The organism is Streptomyces sp. NPDC008125, from assembly GCF_042957125.1.
In the GTDB taxonomy this organism is placed as follows: Bacteria; Actinomycetota; Actinomycetes; order Streptomycetales; family Streptomycetaceae; genus Streptomyces.
The window spans coordinates 515,064-537,118 of the sequence record NZ_JBIBHR010000003.1; the positions used below are offsets into that span (position 1 = coordinate 515,064).

Annotated in this window: 31 protein-coding genes; 29 read left to right on the plus strand and 2 right to left on the minus strand. The window is 68.0% G+C overall.

Going from position 1 to position 22,055, the window contains the following annotated elements; all coding sequences use genetic code 11:
• The first annotated feature begins 27 nt into the window (after window positions 1–27).
• From rplB to truA, 27 genes are all read left to right on the plus strand, one after another.
• The gene (gene rplB / locus ACFZAX_RS07575) at window positions 28–864 is read left to right on the plus strand and encodes a 50S ribosomal protein L2 (RefSeq protein ID WP_390960024.1); all 837 of its coding nucleotides are present in this window, start codon (window positions 28–30) and stop codon (window positions 862–864) included.
• A gap of 12 nt (window positions 865–876) precedes the next feature.
• Window positions 877–1,158, plus strand: coding sequence for a 30S ribosomal protein S19 (rpsS, locus tag ACFZAX_RS07580; RefSeq protein WP_003966956.1), 282 nt, complete (start codon window positions 877–879; stop codon window positions 1,156–1,158).
• A 42-nt stretch (window positions 1,159–1,200) separates the two neighbouring features.
• Complete coding sequence (rplV, locus tag ACFZAX_RS07585) at window positions 1,201–1,548, plus strand: 50S ribosomal protein L22 (RefSeq protein ID WP_004571827.1); 348 nt, start codon at window positions 1,201–1,203, stop codon at window positions 1,546–1,548.
• Window positions 1,548–2,387 (plus strand): 30S ribosomal protein S3, encoded by an 840-nt coding sequence (gene rpsC, locus ACFZAX_RS07590; protein WP_327176188.1) that lies wholly within the window; start codon window positions 1,548–1,550, stop codon window positions 2,385–2,387. Before rplV ends, rpsC begins: the two co-directional genes overlap by 1 nt.
• A 5-nt stretch (window positions 2,388–2,392) precedes the next feature.
• Window positions 2,393–2,812 (plus strand): 50S ribosomal protein L16, encoded by a 420-nt coding sequence (gene rplP / locus ACFZAX_RS07595; RefSeq protein WP_014047785.1) that lies wholly within the window; start codon window positions 2,393–2,395, stop codon window positions 2,810–2,812.
• Entirely contained in the window at window positions 2,812–3,036 is a 225-nt protein-coding gene (gene rpmC, locus ACFZAX_RS07600) for a 50S ribosomal protein L29 (RefSeq protein ID WP_275493826.1), read from the plus strand. The genes rplP and rpmC overlap by 1 nt, the downstream gene beginning before the upstream one ends.
• The gene (gene rpsQ, locus ACFZAX_RS07605) at window positions 3,036–3,320 is read left to right on the plus strand and encodes a 30S ribosomal protein S17 (protein ID WP_275493827.1); all 285 of its coding nucleotides are present in this window, start codon (window positions 3,036–3,038) and stop codon (window positions 3,318–3,320) included. The genes rpmC and rpsQ overlap by 1 nt, the downstream gene beginning before the upstream one ends.
• A gap of 106 nt (window positions 3,321–3,426) precedes the next feature.
• The gene (gene rplN, locus ACFZAX_RS07610) at window positions 3,427–3,795 is read left to right on the plus strand and encodes a 50S ribosomal protein L14 (RefSeq protein ID WP_003966950.1); all 369 of its coding nucleotides are present in this window, start codon (window positions 3,427–3,429) and stop codon (window positions 3,793–3,795) included.
• A 2-nt stretch (window positions 3,796–3,797) separates the two neighbouring features.
• Complete coding sequence (gene rplX, locus ACFZAX_RS07615; protein ID WP_003966949.1) at window positions 3,798–4,121, plus strand: 50S ribosomal protein L24; 324 nt, start codon at window positions 3,798–3,800, stop codon at window positions 4,119–4,121.
• Window positions 4,121–4,678: a 50S ribosomal protein L5 gene (gene rplE, locus ACFZAX_RS07620; RefSeq protein WP_006126888.1), complete on the plus strand. Its 558-nt coding sequence runs from the start codon at window positions 4,121–4,123 to the stop codon at window positions 4,676–4,678. The genes rplX and rplE overlap by 1 nt, the downstream gene beginning before the upstream one ends.
• A gap of 2 nt (window positions 4,679–4,680) precedes the next feature.
• Complete coding sequence (locus ACFZAX_RS07625) at window positions 4,681–4,866, plus strand: type Z 30S ribosomal protein S14 (RefSeq protein WP_030368403.1); 186 nt, start codon at window positions 4,681–4,683, stop codon at window positions 4,864–4,866.
• A 224-nt stretch (window positions 4,867–5,090) separates the two neighbouring features.
• Complete coding sequence (gene rpsH, locus ACFZAX_RS07630; RefSeq protein ID WP_266705211.1) at window positions 5,091–5,489, plus strand: 30S ribosomal protein S8; 399 nt, start codon at window positions 5,091–5,093, stop codon at window positions 5,487–5,489.
• A gap of 22 nt (window positions 5,490–5,511) precedes the next feature.
• Complete coding sequence (rplF, locus tag ACFZAX_RS07635; RefSeq protein ID WP_327176185.1) at window positions 5,512–6,051, plus strand: 50S ribosomal protein L6; 540 nt, start codon at window positions 5,512–5,514, stop codon at window positions 6,049–6,051.
• A 2-nt stretch (window positions 6,052–6,053) separates the two neighbouring features.
• Window positions 6,054–6,437 carry a 50S ribosomal protein L18 gene (gene rplR / locus ACFZAX_RS07640; RefSeq protein WP_266705209.1) on the plus strand — a complete coding sequence of 128 codons (384 nt, stop codon included), beginning with the start codon at window positions 6,054–6,056 and terminating at the stop codon, window positions 6,435–6,437.
• A gap of 47 nt (window positions 6,438–6,484) precedes the next feature.
• Entirely contained in the window at window positions 6,485–7,090 is a 606-nt protein-coding gene (gene rpsE, locus ACFZAX_RS07645; RefSeq protein WP_266705207.1) for a 30S ribosomal protein S5, read from the plus strand.
• Window positions 7,090–7,272, plus strand: coding sequence for a 50S ribosomal protein L30 (rpmD, locus tag ACFZAX_RS07650; RefSeq protein ID WP_219611742.1), 183 nt, complete (start codon window positions 7,090–7,092; stop codon window positions 7,270–7,272). Before rpsE ends, rpmD begins: the two co-directional genes overlap by 1 nt.
• A 1-nt stretch (window position 7,273) precedes the next feature.
• Complete coding sequence (rplO, locus tag ACFZAX_RS07655) at window positions 7,274–7,729, plus strand: 50S ribosomal protein L15 (RefSeq protein ID WP_266705201.1); 456 nt, start codon at window positions 7,274–7,276, stop codon at window positions 7,727–7,729.
• Between the two features lie 223 nt (window positions 7,730–7,952).
• Entirely contained in the window at window positions 7,953–9,272 is a 1,320-nt protein-coding gene (gene secY / locus ACFZAX_RS07660) for a preprotein translocase subunit SecY (RefSeq protein ID WP_327176184.1), read from the plus strand.
• The gene (locus ACFZAX_RS07665) at window positions 9,272–9,928 is read left to right on the plus strand and encodes an adenylate kinase (RefSeq protein ID WP_390960031.1); all 657 of its coding nucleotides are present in this window, start codon (window positions 9,272–9,274) and stop codon (window positions 9,926–9,928) included. The genes secY and ACFZAX_RS07665 overlap by 1 nt, the downstream gene beginning before the upstream one ends.
• A 149-nt stretch (window positions 9,929–10,077) precedes the next feature.
• Window positions 10,078–10,914: a type I methionyl aminopeptidase gene (gene map, locus ACFZAX_RS07670; RefSeq protein ID WP_390960032.1), complete on the plus strand. Its 837-nt coding sequence runs from the start codon at window positions 10,078–10,080 to the stop codon at window positions 10,912–10,914.
• A 186-nt stretch (window positions 10,915–11,100) separates the two neighbouring features.
• Window positions 11,101–11,322, plus strand: a complete 222-nt coding sequence (gene infA / locus ACFZAX_RS07675; protein ID WP_014047798.1) for a translation initiation factor IF-1 — start codon at window positions 11,101–11,103, stop codon at window positions 11,320–11,322.
• 60 nt (window positions 11,323–11,382) lie between these two features.
• Window positions 11,383–11,496: a 50S ribosomal protein L36 gene (gene rpmJ, locus ACFZAX_RS07680; protein ID WP_009740505.1), complete on the plus strand. Its 114-nt coding sequence runs from the start codon at window positions 11,383–11,385 to the stop codon at window positions 11,494–11,496.
• A 194-nt stretch (window positions 11,497–11,690) separates the two neighbouring features.
• Window positions 11,691–12,071, plus strand: a complete 381-nt coding sequence (gene rpsM / locus ACFZAX_RS07685; RefSeq protein ID WP_266705192.1) for a 30S ribosomal protein S13 — start codon at window positions 11,691–11,693, stop codon at window positions 12,069–12,071.
• Between the two features lie 101 nt (window positions 12,072–12,172).
• On the plus strand, window positions 12,173–12,577 hold the full coding sequence (gene rpsK / locus ACFZAX_RS07690) for a 30S ribosomal protein S11 (RefSeq protein WP_003956432.1): 405 nt from the start codon (window positions 12,173–12,175) through the stop codon (window positions 12,575–12,577).
• A gap of 143 nt (window positions 12,578–12,720) precedes the next feature.
• Window positions 12,721–13,743, plus strand: a complete 1,023-nt coding sequence (locus ACFZAX_RS07695; RefSeq protein WP_024755423.1) for a DNA-directed RNA polymerase subunit alpha — start codon at window positions 12,721–12,723, stop codon at window positions 13,741–13,743.
• A gap of 151 nt (window positions 13,744–13,894) precedes the next feature.
• Window positions 13,895–14,383 (plus strand): 50S ribosomal protein L17, encoded by a 489-nt coding sequence (gene rplQ / locus ACFZAX_RS07700; RefSeq protein ID WP_327176181.1) that lies wholly within the window; start codon window positions 13,895–13,897, stop codon window positions 14,381–14,383.
• Window positions 14,384–14,477: 94 nt separating this feature from the next.
• Entirely contained in the window at window positions 14,478–15,353 is an 876-nt protein-coding gene (gene truA, locus ACFZAX_RS07705; RefSeq protein ID WP_390960036.1) for a tRNA pseudouridine(38-40) synthase TruA, read from the plus strand.
• Window positions 15,354–15,380: 27 nt separating this feature from the next.
• Here truA and ACFZAX_RS07710 read toward each other — a convergent pair whose 3' ends face one another.
• Complete coding sequence (locus tag ACFZAX_RS07710; RefSeq protein WP_390960038.1) at window positions 15,381–18,455, minus strand: glycosyltransferase; 3,075 nt, start codon at window positions 18,453–18,455, stop codon at window positions 15,381–15,383.
• Window positions 18,456–18,605: 150 nt separating this feature from the next.
• Window positions 18,606–19,478 (minus strand): hypothetical protein, encoded by an 873-nt coding sequence (locus ACFZAX_RS07715; protein ID WP_390960040.1) that lies wholly within the window; start codon window positions 19,476–19,478, stop codon window positions 18,606–18,608.
• Between the two features lie 101 nt (window positions 19,479–19,579).
• Between ACFZAX_RS07715 and ACFZAX_RS07720 the strand changes: the two genes are divergently transcribed.
• The gene (locus tag ACFZAX_RS07720) at window positions 19,580–21,199 is read left to right on the plus strand and encodes an ATP-binding cassette domain-containing protein (protein WP_390960042.1); all 1,620 of its coding nucleotides are present in this window, start codon (window positions 19,580–19,582) and stop codon (window positions 21,197–21,199) included.
• Window positions 21,200–21,583: 384 nt separating this feature from the next.
• Window positions 21,584–22,027, plus strand: coding sequence for a 50S ribosomal protein L13 (gene rplM / locus ACFZAX_RS07725; RefSeq protein WP_266705180.1), 444 nt, complete (start codon window positions 21,584–21,586; stop codon window positions 22,025–22,027).
• Window positions 22,028–22,055: the final 28 nt, after the last annotated feature.

Sequence of the window (22,055 nt, forward strand, 5' to 3'; positions counted from 1 at the left end):
CGGAATATTTCCGAGGACTGAGAAAACATGGGTATCCGCAAGTACAAGCCGACGACGCCGGGCCGTCGTGGCTCCAGCGTCGCCGACTTTGTCGAGATCACGCGGTCCACGCCGGAGAAGTCGCTGGTCCGCCCCCTGCACAGCAAGGGCGGCCGTAACAACGCCGGTCGTGTGACCGTTCGCCACCAGGGTGGTGGCCACAAGCGCGCCTACCGCGTGATCGACTTCCGTCGTCACGACAAGGACGGCGTGCCGGCCAAGGTCGCGCACATCGAGTACGACCCCAACCGCACCGCGCGCATCGCGCTCCTGCACTACGCGGACGGCGAGAAGCGTTACATCGTCGCCCCGAAGGGCCTGAAGCAGGGCGACCGGGTCGAGAACGGCCCGACCGCCGACATCAAGCCCGGTAACAACCTGGCGCTGCGCAACATCCCGGTCGGTACGACCATCCACGCCATCGAGCTGCGGCCCGGCGGCGGCGCGAAGTTCGCCCGTTCCGCGGGTGCCTCCGTGCAGCTGCTGGCGAAGGAGGGCACGATGGCCCACCTTCGTATGCCCTCCGGTGAAATCCGGCTGGTCGACGCCCGCTGCCGCGCCACCATCGGTGAGGTCGGCAACGCCGAGCAGTCGAACATCAACTGGGGCAAGGCCGGCCGCATGCGCTGGAAGGGCGTTCGCCCGACCGTCCGCGGTGTCGCGATGAACCCGGTTGACCACCCGCACGGTGGTGGTGAAGGCAAGACCTCCGGTGGACGTCACCCGGTCTCGCCGTGGGGTCAGAAGGAGGGTCGTACTCGCTCGCCGAAGAAGGCATCGAGCAAGTACATCGTCCGCCGCCGCAAGACGAACAAGAAGCGCTAGGAGCGGGTTTAGATGCCGCGCAGTCTCAAGAAGGGGCCCTTCGTCGACGGACACCTCATCAAGAAGGTGGACGTACAGAACGAGGCAGGCACCAAGAACGTCATCAAGACCTGGTCCCGTCGCTCGATGATCGTCCCGGCCATGCTGGGGCACACCATCGCGGTGCACAACGGCAAGATCCACGTCCCGGTGTTCGTCACCGAGTCGATGGTCGGCCACAAGCTCGGCGAGTTCTCGCCGACTCGCACCTTCCGCGGCCACGTCAAGGACGACCGGAAGTCGAAGCGCCGCTAGCGCGGGGTGGAAACGACTATGACTCACACCGAAGGGACAACCATGGAAGCCAGGGCCCAGGCGCGGTACATCCGCGTCACGCCCATGAAGGCCCGCCGAGTGGTGGACCTCATCCGTGGCATGGATGCCACGGAGGCTCAGGCGGTCCTGCGTTTCGCCCCGCAGGCCGCGAGCGTGCCGGTTGGCAAGGTGCTCGACAGCGCCATCGCCAACGCTGCACACAACTACGACCACACCGACGCCTCTTCGCTGGTCATCAGCGAGGCGTACGTGGACGAGGGCCCGACCCTGAAGCGGTTCCGTCCGCGTGCTCAGGGCCGTGCCTACCGGATCCGTAAGCGGACCAGCCACATCACCGTGGTCGTCAGCAGCAAGGAAGGAACCCGGTAATGGGCCAGAAGGTAAACCCGCACGGGTTCCGGCTCGGCATTACCACGGACTTCAAGTCCCGTTGGTACGCCGACAAGCTGTACAAGGACTACGTCAAGGAAGACGTCGCCATTCGTCGCATGATGACGAAGGGCATGGAGCGCGCCGGCATCTCGAAGGTTGAGATCGAGCGCACCCGCGACCGCGTCCGCGTCGACATCCACACCGCTCGTCCGGGCATCGTCATCGGCCGCCGCGGCGCCGAGGCCGACCGCATCCGCGGCGAGCTGGAGAAGCTGACCGGCAAGCAGGTCCAGCTGAACATCCTCGAGGTCAAGAACCCCGAGGTCGACGCTCAGCTGGTGGCCCAGGCCGTCGCCGAGCAGCTCTCCTCCCGCGTCTCCTTCCGTCGCGCCATGCGTAAGAGCATGCAGAGCTCGATGAAGGCCGGCGCCAAGGGCATCAAGATCCAGTGCGGTGGCCGCCTCGGCGGCGCCGAGATGTCCCGCTCGGAGTTCTACCGCGAGGGCCGCGTGCCCCTGCACACGCTCCGCGCGAACGTCGACTACGGCTTCTTCGAGGCCAAGACGACCTTCGGCCGCATCGGCGTGAAGGTCTGGATCTACAAGGGCGACGTCAAGAACATCGCCGAGGTCCGCGCCGAGAACGCCGCTGCCCGCGCAGGCAACCGCCCGGCCCGTGGCGGCGCTGACCGCCCGGCCGGCCGTGGTGGCCGCGGTGGCGAGCGTGGCGGTCGTGGACGCAAGCCGCAGCAGACCGGCTCGGCAGCGGAGGCCCCCAAGGCCGACGCTCCCGCCGCCGCTGCTCCGGCTGCTGAGAGCACCGGAACGGAGGCCTGACCGAAATGCTGATCCCCCGTAGGGTCAAGCACCGCAAGCAGCACCACCCGAAGCGCAGCGGCATGTCCAAGGGTGGCACGCAGGTTGCGTTCGGCGAGTACGGCATCCAGGCGCTGACCCCGGCGTACGTGACGAACCGCCAGATCGAGGCAGCTCGTATCGCGATGACCCGCCACATCAAGCGTGGCGGCAAGGTCTGGATCAACATCTACCCGGACCGTCCCCTGACGAAGAAGCCTGCCGAGACCCGCATGGGTTCCGGTAAGGGTTCTCCCGAGTGGTGGATCGCGAACGTCAAGCCCGGACGGGTGATGTTCGAGCTGTCCTACCCGAACGAGAAGATTGCTCGTGAGGCGCTTACCCGCGCTGCTCACAAGCTTCCGATGAAGTGCCGGATTGTTCGGCGCGAGGCAGGTGAGTCGTGATGTCGGTCGGTACCAAGGCGTCCGAGCTGCGCGAACTGGGCGACGAGGAGCTCCTCAACAAGCTCCGCGAGGCCAAGGAAGAGCTGTTCAACCTCCGCTTCCAGGCGGCAACTGGTCAGCTCGAGAACCACGGTCGGCTCAAGTCCGTCCGTAAGGACATCGCGCGGATCTACACCCTGATGCGTGAGCGCGAGCTGGGCATCGAAACGGTGGAGAGCGCCTGATGAGCGAGAAGACTGTGACTGAGACGAACACCGACCGCGGTTTCCGCAAGACCCGTGAGGGTCTGGTCGTCAGCGACAAGATGGACAAGACCGTCGTCGTCGCTGTCGAGGACCGCGTGAAGCACGCTCTGTACGGCAAGGTCATCCGCCGTACGAACAAGCTCAAGGCTCACGACGAGCAGAACACTGCCGGCGTCGGCGACCGCGTCATCATCATGGAGACGCGTCCGCTGTCCGCCTCGAAGCGGTGGCGCATCGTCGAGATCCTCGAGAAGGCCAAGTAATTCCTGAGGGGGATTCCCCTCAGGCAGGTTCCGCCAGGCTCGGTGGGGTCCGTTCCGGAGACGGAGCGGCCCCCGCCGGGAACCGGCAGACGATCAGGAGACAGACGTGATCCAGCAGGAGTCGCGACTTCGTGTCGCCGACAACACGGGTGCGAAGGAAATCCTCACCATCCGTGTTCTCGGTGGTTCGGGTCGCCGCTACGCGGGCATCGGTGACGTCATCGTCGCCACCGTCAAGGACGCGATCCCCGGTGGCAACGTGAAGAAGGGTGACGTCGTCAAGGCCGTCATCGTTCGCACCGTCAAGGAGCGTCGTCGTCAGGATGGCTCGTACATCCGCTTCGACGAGAACGCAGCCGTCATTCTGAAGAACGACGGCGACCCCCGCGGCACCCGCATCTTCGGCCCGGTGGGCCGGGAGCTGCGCGAGAAGAAGTTCATGAAGATCATCTCGCTCGCGCCGGAGGTGCTGTAAGCATGAAGATCAAGAAGGGCGACCTGGTTCAGGTCATCACCGGTAAGGACAAGGGCAAGCAGGGCAAGGTCATCGTGGCCTACCCCGCTCAGGACCGCGTCCTCGTCGAGGGTGTCAACCGGGTCAAGAAGCACACCAAGGCCGGTCAGACGGCTCGCGGTTCGCAGACCGGCGGCATCGTCACCACCGAGGCCCCGATTCACGTCAGCAACGTTCAGCTGGTTGTGGAGAAGGACGGCAACAAGGTCGTCACCCGCGTCGGCTACCGCTTTGACGACGAGGGCAACAAGATCCGCGTTGCCAAGCGGACTGGTGAGGACATCTGATGACTGCCACCACTGCGCCGCGTCTCAAGACGCGCTACCGCGAGGAAATCGCCGGCAAGCTGCGTGAGGAGTTCTCGTACGAGAACGTCATGCAGGTTCCCGGCCTGGTCAAGATCGTGGTCAACATGGGTGTGGGCGACGCCGCCCGCGACTCCAAGCTGATCGACGGCGCCGTGCGCGACCTCACCACGATCACCGGCCAGAAGCCTGCCGTTACCAAGGCCCGCAAGTCCATCGCGCAGTTCAAGCTGCGCGAGGGCCAGCCGATCGGCTGCCACGTCACCCTCCGCGGTGACCGGATGTGGGAGTTCCTGGACCGTACGCTGTCGCTCGCGCTGCCGCGTATCCGTGACTTCCGTGGTCTGTCGCCGAAGCAGTTCGACGGCCGTGGTAACTACACCTTCGGTCTCACGGAGCAGGTCATGTTCCACGAGATCGACCAGGACAAGATCGACCGGGTCCGGGGCATGGACATCACCGTGGTCACCACGGCGACCAACGACGACGAGGGTCGTGCCCTCCTTCGTCACCTCGGCTTCCCGTTCAAGGAGAACTGACCGTGGCGAAGAAGTCCCTGATCGCTAAGGCTGCCCGCAAGCCGAAGTTCGGCGTTCGCGCGTACACGCGTTGCCAGCGCTGCGGCCGCCCGCACTCCGTCTACCGCAAGTTCGGCCTGTGCCGCGTGTGCCTTCGTGAGATGGCTCACCGTGGCGAGCTGCCGGGCGTGACCAAGAGCTCCTGGTAACTTCCCCTCGCCCTCCGGGCGTTGGGAACACCTTGAGACTCTCGGTAAGCATCTGGTCGGCAGGAGCCCCTCCTTTCATGCCGTAGGCTTGAAGGGTTGGGCGCCTGCCGCCCAAGACCGACTTACTACGCCGTAGGTCCCCGCACCGCACCCGTCCCGCCACTGAGTGGGGAGAGGGATGGCGCATACAGGAAACCCCGGCGAGAGAGGCCGAAGGCCAACTCATGACCATGACTGATCCGATCGCAGACATGCTCACGCGTCTGCGCAACGCGAACTCGGCGTACCACGACTCCGTCGTGATGCCGCACAGCAAGATCAAGTCGCACATCGCGGAGATCCTCCAGCAGGAGGGCTTCATCACCGGCTGGAAGGTCGAGGACGCCGAGGTTGGCAAGAACCTCGTTCTCGACCTGAAGTTCGGTCCGAACCGCGAGCGCTCGATCGCCGGCATCAAGCGAATCTCGAAGCCGGGTCTGCGTGTATACGCAAAGTCCACCAACCTGCCGAAGGTCCTCGGCGGCCTGGGCGTGGCGATCATCTCCACGTCCCACGGTCTCCTGACCGGCCAGCAGGCCAGCAAGAAGGGCGTAGGTGGGGAAGTCCTCGCCTACGTCTGGTAGTCGGGAATCGGAGGAATAGCTCATGTCGCGAATCGGCAAGCTCCCCATCCAGGTTCCCGCCGGTGTGGACGTCACCATCGATGGCCGCACGGTCGCGGTGAAGGGCCCCAAGGGTTCCCTCACGCACACCGTTGCCGCGCCGATCGAGGTCACCAAGGGTGAGGACGGCGTCCTGAACGTCGTCCGCCCGAACGACGAGCGTCAGAACAAGGCCCTTCACGGCCTGTCCCGCACGCTGGTGGCGAACATGATCACCGGCGTGACCCAGGGATACAGCAAGGCGCTCGAAATCAGCGGTGTCGGTTACCGCGTCCAGGCGAAGGGCTCCAACCTGGAGTTCGCCCTGGGCTACAGCCACCCGATCCTCATCGAGGCTCCGGAAGGCATCACCTTCAAGGTCGAGTCGCCCACGAAGCTCAGCGTCGAGGGCATCGACAAGCAGAAGGTCGGCGAGGTAGCCGCCAACATCCGCAAGCTGCGGAAGCCCGACCCGTACAAGGCCAAGGGCGTCAAGTACGCGGGCGAGGTCATCCGCCGCAAGGTCGGAAAGGCTGGTAAGTAGCCATGGCATACGGCGTGAAGATCGCCAAGGGCGACGCGTACAAGCGCGCTGCCCGCAAGCGGCGCCACATCCGCGTCCGCAAGCACGTCTCCGGTTCGCCGGAGCGTCCCCGCCTCGTCGTGACGCGTTCCAACCGTCACATCGTGGCCCAGGTCATCGACGACATCGCGGGCCACACGCTCGCGTCGGCGTCGACCCTGGACGTCTCCATCCGTGGTGGCGAGGGTGACAAGAGCGCTCAGGCCCAGCAGGTCGGCGCCCTGGTCGCCGAGCGCGCCAAGGCCGCAGGCGTCGAGGCCGTCGTGTTTGACCGCGGTGGTAACCAGTACGCCGGGCGGATTGCCGCTCTGGCTGACGCCGCCCGTGAAGCCGGGCTGAAGTTCTAAGCCCCGGTTCCTACGCACAGCGGACGTAACAGAGAGAGGTAATTCCAATGGCTGGACCCCAGCGCCGCGGAAGCGGTGCCGGTGGCGGCGAGCGGCGGGACCGGAAGGGCCGTGACGGTGGCCCCAGCGCCGCCGAGAAGACCGCGTACGTTGAGCGCGTTGTCGCGATCAACCGCGTCGCCAAGGTTGTGAAGGGTGGTCGTCGCTTCAGCTTCACCGCGCTGGTCGTGGTGGGCGATGGTGACGGCACCGTCGGTGTCGGTTACGGCAAGGCCAAGGAAGTTCCCGCGGCCATCGCCAAGGGTGTCGAGGAAGCGAAGAAGTCCTTCTTCAAGGTTCCGCGCATCCAGGGCACGATTCCTCACCCGATCACGGGCGAGAAGGCTGCGGGCGTCGTCCTGCTCAAGCCTGCTTCCCCGGGTACCGGCGTTATCGCCGGTGGTCCGGTGCGTGCCGTGCTCGAGTGCGCCGGCGTCCACGACATCCTGTCGAAGTCGCTCGGTTCTTCCAACGCGATCAACATCGTGCACGCGACCGTGGCGGCCCTTCAGGGCCTGCAGCGTCCCGAGGAGATCGCGGCCCGCCGCGGTCTGCCCCTCGAGGACGTCGCCCCCGCGGCTCTGCTTCGTGCCCGTGCCGGGGCTGGTGCGTAATGGCCAGCCTCAAGATCACGCAGACGAAGTCGTACATCGGCAGCAAGCAGAACCACCGCGACACCCTGCGTTCGCTCGGGCTCAAGCGCCTGCACGACGTGGTTGTCAAGGAGGACCGCCCCGAGTTCCGCGGAATGGTTCACACCGTCCGCCACCTCGTGACGGTTGAGGAGGTTGACTGACATGGCGGAGAACAGCCCGCTGAAGGCCCACAACCTCCGGCCTGCCCCGGGCGCCAAGACCGCCAAGACCCGTGTGGGTCGTGGTGAGGCGTCCAAGGGTAAGACCGCAGGCCGTGGTACCAAGGGAACGAAGGCTCGTTACCAGGTTCCGCAGCGCTTCGAGGGTGGCCAGATGCCCCTCCACATGCGCCTGCCGAAGCTCAAGGGCTTCAAGAACCCGTTCCGCACGGAGTACCAGGTCGTGAACCTGGACAAGCTCGCGACGCTCTACCCCGAGGGTGGAGAGGTCACGGTGGCCGACCTGGTCGCCAAGGGCGCCGTGCGCAACAACCACCTCGTCAAGGTCCTCGGACAGGGCGAGATCTCCGTTGCGCTGCAGGTTTCGGTTGACGCCGTCTCCGGCTCCGCCAAGGAGAAGATTGCCGCCGCCGGCGGCACCGTCACCGAGCTCGTCTGAGACAACTCGGACAACTCGATGTACTGAACACCCGACCGGGGATGCCTCTTCAAGAGGCATCCCCGTTCGGTCGTTCCTAGGGGGGCATGGTCGCCGGTAAGGTGGCGTGCGTTGTGTGTGCTAACCCCTCGGGCACTCGCCCTGGGACTTTCTGACTTTTCTGTATCCGTCGAACCTCAAGACCGTCACCTCTACGCATAGCGCGGGGGTCGCAGGAGGCACCGTGCTCACCGCGTTCGCCCGGGCGTTCAAGACGCCCGACCTGCGCAAGAAGCTGCTCTTCACGCTCGGCATCATCGTTCTCTATCGGCTCGGGGCACACATCCCCGTACCGGGAGTGAGTTACGAGAACGTCCAGACCTGTATCGACCAGGCCAGCAAGGGCAACAACAGCCTCTTCGGTCTGGTCAACATGTTCAGCGGTGGTGCACTGCTGCAGATCACGATCTTCGCGCTCGGCATCATGCCGTACATCACGGCCAGCATCATTCTTCAGCTGCTGACCGTGGTCATCCCCCGACTGGAGGCCCTCAAGAAGGAGGGACAGTCCGGGCAGACCAAGATCACCCAGTACACGCGTTACCTCACGGTCGCGCTGGCCATCCTCCAGGGCACCGGTCTGGTGGCGACCGCCCGCAGCGGCGCGCTGTTCAGCAGCTGCTCGGTGGGCGACCAGATCGTCCCCAACCAGTCGATCTTCACCACGATCGTCATGGTCGTCACGATGACGGCCGGCACCGCCTGTGTCATGTGGCTCGGTGAGCTCATCACCGACCGCGGCATCGGCAACGGCATGTCGATCCTGATGTTCATCTCGATCGCCGCCAGCTTCCCGAGTGCCCTGTGGGCCATCAAGGAGAGCGGCAAGCTCGCCGACGGCTGGATCGAGTTCGGCACCGTCATCCTCATCGGCATGGTGATGGTCGGCCTCGTCGTCTTCGTCGAGCAGGCCCAGCGCCGCATCCCGGTGCAGTACGCGAAGCGCATGATCGGGCGCCGTTCCTACGGCGGTACGTCCACGTACATCCCGCTCAAGGTGAACCAGGCGGGCGTCATCCCCGTCATCTTCGCCTCGTCGCTCCTCTACATCCCGGCCCTGATCGTCCAGTTCTCCAACTCCAACGCGGGCTGGGCGAACTGGATCAAGGACCACTTCGTCAAGGGCGACCACCCGTACTACATCGCGTCCTACTTCCTCCTGATCGTCTTCTTCGCGTTCTTCTACGTGGCGATCTCGTTCAACCCCGAAGAAGTAGCCGACAACATGAAGAAGTATGGTGGGTTCATCCCGGGTATCCGGGCAGGTCGACCTACAGCCGAGTACCTGAGCTACGTGCTCAACAGGATCACTTGGCCGGGCTCGCTGTACTTGGGCCTGATCGCTCTGGTGCCGACGATGGCGTTGGCAGGCTTCGGCGGTGCGAACCAGAACTTCCCGTTCGGCGGGACGAGCATCCTCATCATCGTGGGTGTGGGTCTGGAAACCGTGAAGCAGATCGAGAGTCAGCTCCAGCAGCGCAATTACGAAGGGTTCCTCCGCTGATGCGAATCGTCCTCGTCGGGCCTCCTGGTGCCGGCAAGGGAACGCAGGCCGCGTACCTTGCCAAGAACCTGTCGATTCCGCACATCTCCACGGGCGACCTCTTCCGCGCCAACATCAGCCAGGGCACCGACCTTGGCAAGCAGGCCCGGTCCTACATGGACAAGGGTCAGCTGGTGCCGGACGAGGTGACCATCGCGATGGCCAAGGACCGCATGTCCCAGCCGGACGCGGTGGGCGGCTTCCTCCTCGATGGCTTCCCGCGCAACGTCGGCCAGGCCGAGGCGCTGGACGAGATGCTCAAGAGCGAGGGCCTTTCCCTCGACGCGGTACTCGACCTGGAGGTCCCCGAGGACGAGGTCGTCAAGCGGATCGCGGGCCGCCGCATCTGCCGCAACGACAGCTCGCACGTCTTCCACGTCGTGTACAACCAGCCGAAGACCGAGGGCGTCTGCGACGTCTGCGGCGGCGAGCTGTACCAGCGGGACGACGACACCGAGGAGACCGTCCGCACGCGTCTCGAGGTCTACCACTCGCAGACCGAGCCGATCATCGACTACTACCGCGAGCAGAGACTGGTCGTGACCGTCCCCGCGCTCGGCAAGGTGGCCGAAGTGACCGAGCGGGCCATGGCGGCGCTCAAGTCCGACGAGGGCTGAGCACCACCCACGCAGTACCTTCCACAGCCGGCCGCGGTGCCCCAGGGCGCCGCGGCCGGCTGTTTGTCGCCGTATCGTGGATGACGGTTCAGCCCCGTTCCCCGCGACGGCCCCGTCCCCCAGACGCAGACGCAGAGAGGCGCCCAGCAATGGTGCAGATCAAGACCCCGGAGCAGATCGCCAAGATGCGTGAGGCGGGCCTCGTGGTCGCCGCCATTCACGCCGCCACCCGCGAGGCCGCCGTCCCGGGCGCCTCCACCCACGATCTGGACCAGGTCGCGCGCAAGGTGATCGCCGACCACGGGGCGAAGTCGAACTTCCTCGGGTACGGCGGGTTCCCCGCGACCATCTGCACCTCGGTCAACGAAGTCGTCGTCCACGGCATCCCGGACGAGAAGACCGTCCTCAAGGACGGCGACATCATCTCCATCGACTGCGGCGCGATCGTGGACGGCTGGCACGGCGACGCCGCCTACACCGCCTTCGTGGGCACCGGACACGCTCCGGAGCTGATCGAGCTCTCCCGGGTCACCGAGGAGTCGATGTGGGCCGGTATCGCCGCGATGAAGGTGAACAACCGGCTCGTCGACATCTCCAAGGCCATCGAGGGCTACATCCGCCGCCAGCCCCGTCCGGCCACCGGCAAGTACGGGATCGTCGAGGACTACGGCGGCCACGGCATCGGCACCGAGATGCACATGGACCCGCACCTGCTGAACTACGTCTCCCGCAAGCGCGGCAAGGGCATCAAGCTGGTCCCCGGCGTCTGCCTGGCGATCGAGCCGATGGTCTCGCTCGGCACCGCGCAGACGAAGGTGCTCAGCGACGACTGGACCGTACTGACCACCGACGGCAGCTGGTCCTCCCACTGGGAGCACTCCATCGCGCTGACCGAGCAGGGCCCGCTGGTGCTCACCGCCCCCGACGGCGGGCGCGAGAAGCTCGCCCAGTACGGCATCGAGGCCGCCCCCGACCCGCTGGCCTGAGTGCCGGCCGATCCCCTCGCCCGTTCGGGCGTAAGGATCACGGCCGATGGGCAAACTTGACGGATTCGTCTTTTGGGGTCAGCTGACGTAGACTGACTCGTCGGCTCTCGTGCATCCGTGTGTCCACTTGGTGGCCGCTCGGGCAGAGCGGGAGTCGATCAAGGTAGCCGATTCGAAAGGCGAAGCGTGGCCAAGAAGCAAGGTGCCATCGAAATCGAGGGCACCGTGATCGAGTCCCTCCCGAACGCAATGTTCCGGGTGGAGCTCCAGAACGGTCACAAGGTCCTCGCGCACATCAGCGGCAAGATGCGGATGCACTACATCCGCATCCTCCCCGATGACCGGGTCGTGGTGGAGCTCTCTCCGTACGACCTGACGCGTGGCCGGATCGTCTACCGGTACAAGTAGATCTTGCCCCCACCCCGCTTCCGCGTGGTGATGGCACTGACCCGGAGAACCTGACATCCCATGAAGGTCAAGCCGAGCGTCAAGAAGATCTGCGACAAGTGCAAGGTGATCCGCCGTCACGGTCGGGTCATGGTCATCTGCGAAAACCTGCGCCACAAGCAGCGCCAGGGCTGACGCACGACCCCCTGCATCTCGCAGTTCTTCGCGCGACGCACGTAATACGTACATACGCAGTGCCCGTCCAAGCCACGGCTGACGACACCTCCGGCGGGGGCCGGGGACCCGGGCGTACCACCGTCTCCCATCGACGGTCGGCGGTCGGGAGCGGCACTGTGGAAGACCCCCGATATGACAACTGGAGCCATTGAATGGCACGCGTTTCAGGTGTTGACATCCCGCGCGAAAAGCGCGTGGAGGTTGCCCTCACCTACGTCTTCGGCATCGGGCGCACCCGGTCCAAGGAGATCCTCGCCGCGACCGGCGTGAACCCGAACACCCGCGTTCGCGACCTGGCCGAAGAGGACCTCGTCAAGATCCGCGAGTTCGTCGACGCCAACCTGCGCACCGAGGGTGACCTCCGCCGCGAGATCCAGGGCGACATCCGCCGCAAGATCGAGATCGGCTGCTACCAGGGCATTCGCCACCGTCGTGGCCTGCCGGTGCACGGTCAGCGCACCAGCACGAACGCGCGTACCCGCAAGGGCCCGCGTCGCGCCATCGCCGGTAAGAAGAAGCCGGGCAAGAAGTAGTCCTCAGCGGACGCACTGCGCGGTCCGGACTTCCGGCCGAGCAGCAACCAGCGGTCTTCGCTGTAGGACCGATCACCTCCCCTCTCCATCTGGAGTAAGACATGCCCCCCAAGGGTCGTCAGGGCGCAGCCAAGAAGGTGCGTCGCAAGGAAAAGAAGAACGTCGCTCACGGCCACGCGCACATCAAGAGCACGTTCAACAACACGATCGTCTCGATCACGGACCCCTCGGGCAACGTGATCTCCTGGGCCTCCGCCGGCCACGTCGGCTTCAAGGGCTCGCGCAAGTCCACCCCCTTCGCCGCGCAGATGGCCGCCGAGTCGGCCGCCCGCCGCGCGCAGGAGCACGGCATGCGCAAGGTCGACGTCTTCGTCAAGGGTCCGGGCTCCGGCCGCGAGACCGCGATCCGCTCCCTCCAGGCCACGGGCCTCGAGGTCGGTTCGATCCAGGACGTCACCCCGACGCCGCACAACGGCTGCCGTCCGCCGAAGCGTCGCCGCGTCTGACGCATGACGGCCGGTGACGGCCGTCTGTGTTCACGCACACCTGTGGGACCGGGCGGTACCTCCCTTCGGGGGCGTACCGCCCGTACCCTTGTTGTATCTGTCGGGCATCAAATAGTGGGTGCCCACGACTGAAGGACATCAGCATGCTGATCGCCCAGCGCCCGTCGCTGACCGAAGAGGTCGTCGACGAGTTCCGCTCCCGGTTCGTCATCGAGCCGCTCGAGCCCGGTTTCGGTTACACCCTCGGCAACTCCCTGCGCCGTACCCTCCTCTCCTCGATCCCCGGTGCCGCCGTCACCAGCATCCGGATCGACGGTGTCCTGCACGAGTTCACCACCGTGCCGGGCGTCAAGGAGGACGTGACCGACCTCATCCTCAACATCAAGCAGCTGGTCGTCTCCTCGGAGCACGACGAGCCGGTCGTGATGTACCTGCGCAAGCAGGGTCCCGGTCTGGTCACCGCTGCCGACATCGCGCCGCCGGCCGGCGTCGAGGTCCACAACCCGGACCTCGTCCTCGCCACGCTGAACGGCAAGGGCAAGCTGGAGATGGAGCTGACCGTCGAGCGCGGTCGCGGCTACGTCTCCGCCGTCCAGAACAAGCAGGCGGGCCAGGAGATCGGCCGTATCCCGGTCGACTCCATCTACTCGCCGGTGCTCAAGGTCACGTACAAGGTCGAGGCGACCCGTGTCGAGCAGCGCACCGACTTCGACAAGCTGATCGTCGACGTCGAGACCAAGCAGGCCATGCGTCCCCGTGACGCCATGGCGTCGGCCGGCAAGACCCTGGTCGAGCTGTTCGGTCTGGCGCGCGAGCTCAACATCGACGCCGAGGGCATCGACATGGGCCCGTCGCCCACGGACGCCGCGCTCGCCGCCGATCTGGCGCTGCCGATCGAGGAGCTGGAGCTCACGGTCCGCTCGTACAACTGCCTCAAGCGCGAGGGCATCCACTCCGTGGGTGAGCTCGTGGCGCGTTCCGAGGCCGACCTGCTCGACATCCGCAACTTCGGTGCGAAGTCGATCGACGAGGTCAAGGCGAAGCTGGCCGGCATGGGCCTGGCCCTCAAGGACAGCCCGCCCGGATTCGACCCGACCGCCGCCGCCGACGCCTTCGGCGCCGACGACGACGCGGACGCGGGCTTCGTCGAGACCGAGCAGTACTAGGACGCCCCGGACGGGCCGACGCCGACGCGTCGGCGTCGGCCCGTCCGTGAGGACCCCGGTCCTCGAACCACGGACTTCCGCGGAGCGACCGCTTCACGGGAACTGACACCGGTACCTGATACGGCCGGTGCAGCACACAAGGAGAAACACCATGCCGCGTCCCGCCAAGGGTGCACGTCTGGGCGGCAGCGCCGCGCACGAGCGTCTGCTGCTCGCGAACCTCGCGAAGTCGCTGTTCGAGCACGGCCGCATCACGACGACCGAGGCCAAGGCCCGTCGTCTGCGCCCCGTCGCCGAGCGTCTCGTCACGAAGGCGAAGAAGGGCGACATCCACAACCGTCGCCTGGTGCTCCAGACGATCACGGACAAGAGCATCGTCCACACGCTCTTCACCGAGATCGCTCCCCGGTACGAGAACCGCCCCGGTGGTTACACCCGTATCACCAAGATCGGCAACCGTCGTGGCGACAACGCCCCGATGGCCGTCATCGAGCTCGTCGAGGCCCTGACCGTGGCCCAGCAGGCCACCGGTGAGGCCGAGGCCGCCACCAAGCGTGCGGTCAAGGAGGACGCGGCCAAGGCCGAGTCCACCGAGGACGCCAAGCCGGCCGAGGCCGACGCGGAGTCCAAGGACGCCTGAGCGTCCTGACACCACTGTTCGGGCCCGCATCACCCTTCGGGGCGGTGCGGGCCCGTTCCGTTTCTGCGATTTCTGGGATTGAGAGGATGCGCGGGTGAGCGACGAGCCAGAGCCCGGTTCCGTACGCGTACGGCTGGACCTGTCCTACGACGGCAAGGACTTTTCCGGCTGGGCGAAGCAGACCTCCCGGCGGACGGTGCAGGGGGAGATCGAGGACGCGCTGCGCACGGTGACCCGCTCCTCGCGCCGTCACGACCTGACGGTGGCGGGGCGTACGGATGCCGGGGTGCACGCCCGGGGGCAGGTCGCGCACGTCGACCTGCCGGCCGAGGTGTGGGAGGAGCACCGGGAGAAGCTGCTGCGCCGCATGGCGGGGCGGCTGCCGCTGGACGTACGGATCTGGCGGGCGGTCGAGGCTCCGGCGGGCTTCAATGCGCGCTTCTCCGCGATGCACCGGCGGTACGCCTACCGGGTGGCCGACCGGCCCGGCGGCGTCGATCCGCTGACGCGTGGCCATGTCCTCTGGCACGACCGGCCGTTGGACGTCGACGCGATGAACGAGGCGGCGGCGCCGATGGTCGGTGAGCACGACTTCGCGGCGTACTGCAAGAAGCGTGAGGGGGCGACGACCATCCGCACGCTGCAGAGGCTGAGCTGGGCGCGGGACGAGGAGTCGGGCGTCCTGACCGCGACCGTGCAGGCCGACGCCTTCTGCCACAACATGGTGCGCGCGCTGATCGGCGCCGCCCTGTTCGTGGGCGACGGCCGGCGCCCGGCGCCCTGGCCCGCCGAGGTGCTGGCGGCCAGGGTGCGGGACCCCGGCGTCCACGTGGTGAAGCCGCACGGCCTCACCCTGGAGGAAGTGGCCTACCCGGCGGACGAGTTGCTGGCCGCCCGGGCCAAGGAGGCCCGCAACGTACGGTCGTTGCCCGACGGCAGCGTGGACCCGGACGGCTTCGGCTGCTGCTGAGGCGGCCCGACGCCCGGGTCCCGGCGGCTACTTGCCCTTGAGGGCCTTGGCGACCCGGCGCAGCAGGCCCTGCTTGGGCGGTGCCGGTGCGGGTTCCGGGGTCTCCACCCGGAGCGAGAGGTCGCGGTGCGGCCTGGTCCAGTACGGGGTGATGGTGCGGGCCGGGTCGGCGGGGTGCGGGGCGGCGGTGAGCTCCTCGGAGACCTCGACCGTCCGGTCCCGGCCGAGCCGGGCGGTCTTCGTCCAGCCGAGCGCGGTGAGCCGGACGTAGAGGTCCCAGGCGCCGTCGTCGAGCGGGTCCCCGCCGGCGGCCGAGGCGGGGTCCAGCTCGGCCGTACCGGCGACGGTGAGTCCGCCCTCGACCGTGCGGCGTACCTCGGACTCGGTGGCCAGCCGGTACTCGGCACCGGTCTCGCGCTCCCGCAGGACCAGCACGGCGGTGGCCTTCTCCGGGACCGCGCCGCCGGTCAGCGGCTCCTGGGCGAACCGGTCCAGCACGGCCTCCGGCAGTCCGGCCGGGGCCAGCGTGTGGACACCGTCCGCGTCGGTGACCACACCCACCGGCCCGTCGGCCGCACGCGGGGTCCCGGTGAACGAGAGCCGGAAGACGCCGTTCTCCCGTCGCACGAAACCGGTCAGCTCGGGAGCGCAGGCGAGGGAGCTGTCCCAGCGGGCGAGCCGGACCACGTCCTCGGGCCGGTCGTCCTCGATGAGACCGACCGCGACCCGGCGGGCCGGGGGGAGCCCCGCCACGGCGCCCTTGGACGCCTTGCCCGCCAGCGCGGTCCGGATGTCCCGGACCAGCGAGATCCGGTCCTCCTCCGCCATGTCCAGGAACGCCTTCCCGCTGATGCGGTCCAGTACCTCGACGCGGAGCCAGCGGCGGTGCAGCCGGTCCCGCGCGGGGCCCGGCTCGGAGAGGCTGTCGGTGGTCTTCATCAGCCCGGCGACCGCCGCGTAGAAGTCGGCGGGAGCGGGCGCCGGAACGTCCCGCTTGGGGCCGTAGTGGTAGCAGACGTAACTGCCCAGCACCGAGGCGTGCCCGGCGCGCAGATACGCCTCCGCGGCGAAGGCCTGGTCCGCGAGCGGGCCGCCCTCGGCGGAGAACCGCAGGCCGTGCCGGAGCAGGAAGGCGCGGTCGTACAACTTGTTGACCGTGAGGCTGTCGGCCAGCGGGTCCTTGGCGAGACTGGCGCGCGGCCGGTCGCGGACGAACAGCTCCTTGGGCAGCGCACGTCCCTTGCCCGCGAGCTTCCCGACCACCACGTCGGTGTCGTTGGCCATGCCGTACGCGTACATCCGCTCCAGCGCCTCCGGGGCCAGGCGGTCGCCCGGCTCCATGAAGAGGACGTAGACGCCGGTCGCGGCGTCGACACCGGCGTCGCGCGGATCGGAACCGGCCGCCGGGCGGATCTCCCCCTCGCCGTCACCGACGAGCACGGTCTCGAACTCCTGCTGGGCGAGGCTCTGCGCGGTCAGCGAGGCGAGCGTCCCGCGGAGCGCGTCGGGGGTGGCCCCGGCGGTCGGCACGACGACGCTGACCTTCGGCGGCCGGGGACGCGGGCTGTCGGTGGTGGGGACGACCGTGAGGGCCAGCCCGGTGTCCGCACCGGCGTCCGCGGCGAGCACAGGACCGGTGCGGTGGCCGGCCAGGACCTCCCCGGCGGGCAGCGCCGCCGCGTCGCCACCGGCATTGCCGAGCGGCACCGTACGGTCGAACCCGGCGCCCATCACCCGGATCCGCACCTCCCAGGTGCCGGGGGCGAGCGGGCTGCCGCCCGCGCCGCGCACCGGGTCGAGCGAGGCGGAGCCGTTCAGCACGGGCCGCACCAGCACGGTGCCGTCCGCGTCCGTCTCCTCCTCCAGGGTGAGCCGGACGGTGGCGAGCGCCGGCCACAGGTGCGCGGTCTCCGTGTGCCGGAGCAGGACGTCCACCCGGAACGACTTCAGCTCGTCGGTCACGTCGACCGGCTCGTCGAGGACACCGTCGGTGAGCGCCGGGGCGAGGACGTACCGGTCCCCCCGGCGGGCCAGCAGCAGACCGGGCCCGTCCTGCCGCTCGGCGAACCGCGCGGTGAACGCGACCTTCAGCCGGTCGCGGTCCCAGTGGGCCTTTCCGACCGTGGTGAGCGCGGTCAGATCGGTCTGCCGACGGGTGTACTCGGTCAGTTCGGCGGGCTTGTTCGCCCGCAGCAGGCTTGAGCGGACCCGCTGGTTCGCGGCGAGCGAGTCGTGCATCCCGTCGGTGACGAAGGTGTCGGCCAGCTCCCGTACCGCCTCGAAGGGGTCGGCGTCGAAGTGCGGGTCGATGACCGCGCCGCGCGCCGGCACGCCCAGCCGGCCGAGCATCTCGCCCCGGTAGAAACGCCGCAGCAGCCGGTCGCGGTCCGGGCCGGGCTCGGTGCCGTCGGCCACCGTGCCCATGATCTCGCGCAGATTGGCGTAGTACCGGCGCGGGTCCATCGCCCGGGTACCGGCGTTCGCCGCGTCGTCGCGCGCCCAGTACGTGTAGCAGACGTAGTCGCCCAGCACCGAGACGACCTCGGCCTTCAGGTACGAACGCACGAGGAAGAGCTGGTCCTCCAGGATCCACGGCCCTTCGGGGTGCACGATCCCGTGCTCGCGCAGGAACGCGGTCCGGAACATCTTGTGCGGGGTGAGGCTGTCGATGAGCGAGGCGGTGCGCACGGTGCACTTCTCGCGGGTCGTGCTCATCAGGCCGTAGGGCACGCCCCGGCTGGTGAAGTTGCTTGCCACCTTGCCGATGACGATGTCCGAGCCGTTGCGGACCGCCATCGCGTGCAGGCGCTCCAGCGCCTCGGGGGCCATCAGGTCGTCGTGGTCCACGAACTGGACGTACTCGCCACGCGCCTGCTCGACCCCGATGTTGCGCGGCTTGCCCGGCCAGCCCGAGTTGGGGATCGAGGTGGTACGGAAATGGGCGTGCTCGGCGGCGAGCCCGGCCAGCCGCGCCGGGGTGTCGTCGGTGGAGCCGTCGTCGACGAACAGCACCTCGAACTCGTCGGGCGACAGCGTCTGCTCCAGCATCGAGCGGACCAACGGCTCGATATGGCTCCCCGAGTTGTACGTAGGGACAACCACCGTCACCTTGACTGCCACAGCCCACCCCAGACTTGTCCGTTCCCGCCCCGTTTCCCGTGCGGATGAACTGAACCCTATACAGGGGCGGCGTGCGGGTGTCCGCGTTGTGGCGGCCTCGGGCCGACCACGGGACGGCCGGGTGGTGACGGGTCAGGCCGTGGCGGCCGACGCGGCGGCCGACGCGGCGGCCGACGCGGCGGCCGACGCCTGGACCTCGCCCCGGTGCCGGATCTGGTGGAAGGTGAAATTGGTCAGGTCGTCGCCCGCCGTGAAAACGGCCCTGTCGTCCTTGGTGACGTTCGTGCCGCCGGTGAAGCCGCCCACCGAGAAGTACGCGTACCGGCCGTAGGAGTTGGCCGTACGGCGGCAGACCACACCGGCCCGGCAGAAGACCGGCACACCGCCGCCGCTGAGCGAGGCGACCCCTCCGGCGGACTCCTCGACGGCCTTCTTCGCCTGTGCCTCCGTACCGAACACCGCGACACCCACCGTGACCGCGACGCCGTCCCTGGTGTACGTGGCGCGGATCAGCTGGTCGCAGCCGTTCCTGGTGAGCACCGCGCCCAGCGCGCCCTGGGTACCCTCGGCGCACCGCGTGGTGCGGGCCGTCGGGCCCTTGAGGTGGACCCGGTCGCCCGAGGTGAGCTTCTTGCCCGGGAAGAAGCCGTCCACCGTGATCGGCTGCTTGTCCTTCTTCTCGTCCGTGATGAAGTCCATCGGGTCCGGCGGGGGAGCCGGGGCCACCGAGGAGAAGGACGGAGCCGGATCCGCGGACTCCGGCGGCAGGTCGGCCGGACCCGGCAGCGGACTCGCGCTCGCACCGGCCTCCGGGTCACCCTTGCCGGCCGACACCACCGCGGTCGCCACGATCGCCGCGACGGCCGCCGTCGCCAGCACACCGCCCCCGATCAGCAACCACTTCCGGCGCCTGCTCTTCGCCGCGGACTCCTCGGCCAGCGCCGCCCAGTCCGGAGTCCCACTGTCCCTGGGCCCCCAGGAGGGCCCCCCATGCCCAAAGCTCATGGGGCGCATCCTAGAGGTTCTCGGACAGTGAGCGGCCCGGGTTGCGGGCCTCTCCGGGAATCCGGTTGGGCCGCGGCGCCCGCGCACCCGACAATGCGGGTATGGGACATCTCGAAGCGGGCCACCTGGAGTACTACCTACCGGACGGGCGGGTGCTGCTCGGCGACGCTTCCTTCCGGGTCGCCGACGGTGCCGTGGTGGCCCTCGTCGGCGCCAACGGCGCGGGCAAGACGACACTGCTGCGCCTCCTCTCCGGCGAGCTCCAGCCGCACGGCGGCACGGTCTCGGTGAGCGGCGGGCTCGGCGTGATGGGCCAGTTCGTCGGTTCCGTACGCGACGGACAGACCGTCCGCGACCTGCTGGTCTCCGTGGCGCAGCCGCAGATCAAGGTCGCCTCGGCGGCCGTGGACGCCGCCGAGGAACTGATCCTCACCGTCGACGACGAGGCCGCGCAGATGACGTACGCGCAGGCCCTCAGTGACTGGGCGGAGGTGCGCGGCTACGAGGCGGAGACCCTCTGGGACATGTGCACCATGGCCGCGCTCGGCGTCCCATACGAGAAGGCGCAGTACCGCGAGGCGCGCACCCTCAGCGGCGGCGAGCAGAAGCGCCTGGTCCTCGAAGCGCTGCTGCGCGGCCCCGACGAGGTGCTGCTCCTGGACGAACCGGACAACTACCTCGACGTCCCCGGCAAGCGCTGGCTGGAGGAGAAGCTCAAGGAGACCCGTAAGACGGTCCTCTTCGTCTCCCACGACCGCGAGCTGCTCTCCCGGGCCGCCGAGAAGATCGTCAGCGTCGAGCCCGGAGCGAGCGGCAGCGACGTCTGGGTGCACGGCGGCGGCTTCGACACCTACCACCAGGCCCGCAAGGACCGGTTCGCCCGCTTCGAGGAGCTGCTGCGCCGCTGGCAGGAGGAGCACGCCCGGCTGCGCGCCCTCACCCTGCGGTTGCGGCAACAGGCGGCCATCAGCCCCGACATGGCCAACCGCTACCACGCCATGCAGACCCGCTTCAAGAAGTTCGAGGACGCCGGACCGCCCCCCGAGCCGCCCCGCGAGCAGGACATCCGGATGCGGCTGCGCGGCGGACGCACCGGCGTACGTGCGGTGACCTGCACCGGGCTGGAGCTCACCGGCCTGATGAAGCCGTTCGACCTGGAGGTCTACTACGGCGAGCGGGTCGCCGTCCTCGGCTCCAACGGCTCCGGGAAGTCCCACTTCCTGCGGCTGCTCGCCGGGGAGCCGGTCGCGCACACCGGCGAGTACAAGCTCGGCGCCCGGGTCGTCGCCGGCCACTTCGCGCAGACCCACGCCCACCCGGAGCTGCTGGGCAGGACGCTGGTGGAGATCCTCTGGAGCGAGCAGGCCAAGGACCGGGGCGCCGCCATGGGCGTACTGCGCCGGTACGAGCTGGAGCGCCAGGGCGACCAGCCCTTCGAGAAGCTCTCCGGCGGACAGCAGGCCCGCTTCCAGATCCTGCTCCTCGAACTCTCCGGCACCACCGCCCTGCTGCTGGACGAGCCCACGGACAACCTGGACCTGGAGTCGGCGGAGGCCCTCCAGGACGGCCTGGAGGCGTACGACGGGACCGTGATGGCCGTCACGCACGACCGCTGGTTCGCGAAGTCCTTCGACCGCTACCTCGTCTTCGGCTCGGACGGCGTGGTGCGCGAGACGACCGAGCCGGTGTGGGACGAGCGGCGGGTCGAGCGGGCGCGGTAGGCGGTCGGCCCCGCGTCCTGCCGTCCGGCCCGGCCGGCGGCGTCGATCCCCGTGCGGCTCGCCGCAGGCCTTCGTACGGGGCGCCGTCGGTCTCCGGCCGGCCGCCGGTCTTCCGCCGGGGGCCCCGTCCGCCCCGTAATCAGGGGGTTCGACGGGGCCGGTCGGGGGCCATTTTGACCCGTGCGGGGGCCCCCGGGTATTCTTCTGGTTTGTTATGCGTATTGGCTTGGTCGTTCTCACGCGAGGGGCCCTTACGCCGGTCCACCGGGCCGATGACCAGCGGCAGGCACTCGGGTTGCGTCCCCGCAGCGCCGCCAAGGCTGGTGGAATCGTCCGGGTGGCCTTGTCAGGACTCCACTCACTGAAGAAGCGAAGGCTACGACCGTGCGTACGTACAGCCCCAAGCCCGGAGATGTGACGCGCCAGTGGCACGTCATCGACGCTCAGGACATCGTCCTGGGTCGTCTGGCCACCACGGCCGCGAACCTCCTCCGAGGCAAGCACAAGGCGATCTATGCCCCCCACATGGACATGGGCGACTTCGTCATCATCATCAACGCCGACAAGGTTCACCTGTCCGGCAACAAGAAGACCCAGAAGATGGCGTACCGCCACTCCGGCTTCCCGGGTGGTCTGCGCTCGGTCCGCTACGACGAGCTGCTCTCCAAGAACCCGGAGAAGGCCGTCGAGAAGGCCATCAAGGGCATGATCCCCAAGAACACCCTGGGTCGGCAGATGCTGTCGAAGCTCAAGGTCTACGCGGGCGACCAGCACCCGCACGCTGCGCAGCAGCCGGTCCCGTTCGAGATCACCCAGGTCGCGCAGTAGTTCCGGCCTCCCCCTAAGACCATAAGAA

Coding starts and splice junctions, on each gene's coding strand:
- rplB (WP_390960024.1), top strand. CDS start 28: ATGGGTATCCGCAAGTACAAGCCGACGACGCCGGGCCGTCGTGGCTCC.
- rpsS (WP_003966956.1), top strand. CDS start 877: ATGCCGCGCAGTCTCAAGAAGGGGCCCTTCGTCGACGGACACCTCATC.
- rplV (WP_004571827.1), top strand. CDS start 1,201: ATGGAAGCCAGGGCCCAGGCGCGGTACATCCGCGTCACGCCCATGAAG.
- rpsC (WP_327176188.1), top strand. CDS start 1,548: ATGGGCCAGAAGGTAAACCCGCACGGGTTCCGGCTCGGCATTACCACG.
- rplP (WP_014047785.1), top strand. CDS start 2,393: ATGCTGATCCCCCGTAGGGTCAAGCACCGCAAGCAGCACCACCCGAAG.
- rpmC (WP_275493826.1), top strand. CDS start 2,812: ATGTCGGTCGGTACCAAGGCGTCCGAGCTGCGCGAACTGGGCGACGAG.
- rpsQ (WP_275493827.1), top strand. CDS start 3,036: ATGAGCGAGAAGACTGTGACTGAGACGAACACCGACCGCGGTTTCCGC.
- rplX (WP_003966949.1), top strand. CDS start 3,798: ATGAAGATCAAGAAGGGCGACCTGGTTCAGGTCATCACCGGTAAGGAC.
- rplE (WP_006126888.1), top strand. CDS start 4,121: ATGACTGCCACCACTGCGCCGCGTCTCAAGACGCGCTACCGCGAGGAA.
- rpsH (WP_266705211.1), top strand. CDS start 5,091: ATGACCATGACTGATCCGATCGCAGACATGCTCACGCGTCTGCGCAAC.
- rplF (WP_327176185.1), top strand. CDS start 5,512: ATGTCGCGAATCGGCAAGCTCCCCATCCAGGTTCCCGCCGGTGTGGAC.
- rplR (WP_266705209.1), top strand. CDS start 6,054: ATGGCATACGGCGTGAAGATCGCCAAGGGCGACGCGTACAAGCGCGCT.
- rpsE (WP_266705207.1), top strand. CDS start 6,485: ATGGCTGGACCCCAGCGCCGCGGAAGCGGTGCCGGTGGCGGCGAGCGG.
- rpmD (WP_219611742.1), top strand. CDS start 7,090: ATGGCCAGCCTCAAGATCACGCAGACGAAGTCGTACATCGGCAGCAAG.
- rplO (WP_266705201.1), top strand. CDS start 7,274: ATGGCGGAGAACAGCCCGCTGAAGGCCCACAACCTCCGGCCTGCCCCG.
- ACFZAX_RS07665 (WP_390960031.1), top strand. CDS start 9,272: ATGCGAATCGTCCTCGTCGGGCCTCCTGGTGCCGGCAAGGGAACGCAG.
- map (WP_390960032.1), top strand. CDS start 10,078: ATGGTGCAGATCAAGACCCCGGAGCAGATCGCCAAGATGCGTGAGGCG.
- rpmJ (WP_009740505.1), top strand. CDS start 11,383: ATGAAGGTCAAGCCGAGCGTCAAGAAGATCTGCGACAAGTGCAAGGTG.
- rpsM (WP_266705192.1), top strand. CDS start 11,691: ATGGCACGCGTTTCAGGTGTTGACATCCCGCGCGAAAAGCGCGTGGAG.
- rpsK (WP_003956432.1), top strand. CDS start 12,173: ATGCCCCCCAAGGGTCGTCAGGGCGCAGCCAAGAAGGTGCGTCGCAAG.
- ACFZAX_RS07695 (WP_024755423.1), top strand. CDS start 12,721: ATGCTGATCGCCCAGCGCCCGTCGCTGACCGAAGAGGTCGTCGACGAG.
- rplQ (WP_327176181.1), top strand. CDS start 13,895: ATGCCGCGTCCCGCCAAGGGTGCACGTCTGGGCGGCAGCGCCGCGCAC.
- ACFZAX_RS07715 (WP_390960040.1), bottom strand. CDS start 19,478: ATGAGCTTTGGGCATGGGGGGCCCTCCTGGGGGCCCAGGGACAGTGGG.
- ACFZAX_RS07720 (WP_390960042.1), top strand. CDS start 19,580: ATGGGACATCTCGAAGCGGGCCACCTGGAGTACTACCTACCGGACGGG.